Source organism: Streptococcus sp. SCPM-O-B-23252 (M501) (assembly GCF_058200355.1).
Window position 1 is genome coordinate 1 of the sequence record NZ_JBYQGS010000012.1, and the last position, 379, is coordinate 379.

General features: G+C 48.8%; 4 tRNA genes. All 4 read right to left on the bottom strand.

Annotated features, from left to right (window positions below):
• Positions 1–9 precede the first annotated feature (9 nt).
• A tRNA-Ser gene (locus AC3E6G_RS09480) sits at positions 10–99 on the bottom strand.
• 9 nt (positions 100–108) lie between these two features.
• Positions 109–180, bottom strand: a tRNA-Glu gene (locus AC3E6G_RS09485).
• Between the two features lie 13 nt (positions 181–193).
• Positions 194–267, bottom strand: a tRNA-Ile gene (locus AC3E6G_RS09490).
• Between the two features lie 34 nt (positions 268–301).
• Positions 302–372: transfer RNA gene (locus AC3E6G_RS09495), tRNA-Gly, on the bottom strand.
• Between the last annotated feature and the right edge of the window lie 7 nt (positions 373–379).

The window sequence follows — 379 nt, forward strand, 5'->3', positions numbered from 1 at the left end:
CTAATATTAAGGAGGATGTGGGATTCGAACCCACGCACGCTTTTACACGCCTGACGGTTTTCAAGACCGTTCCCTTCAGCCGGACTTGGGTAATCCTCCAATATAATATAGTCCGTACGGGATTCGAACCCGTGTTACCGCCGTGAAAAGGCGGTGTCTTAACCCCTTGACCAACGGACCATAATATTAAAAATGGGCACGAGTGGACTCGAACCACCGACCTCACGCTTATCAGGCGTGCGCTCTAACCACCTGAGCTACGCGCCCAAGTTAAAAACTTGGTAATGAACAAAAAGTTCAAAGCGGGTGACGAGAATCGAACTCGCGACAACAGCTTGGAAGGCTGTAGTTTTACCACTAAACTACACCCGCTTGAAAA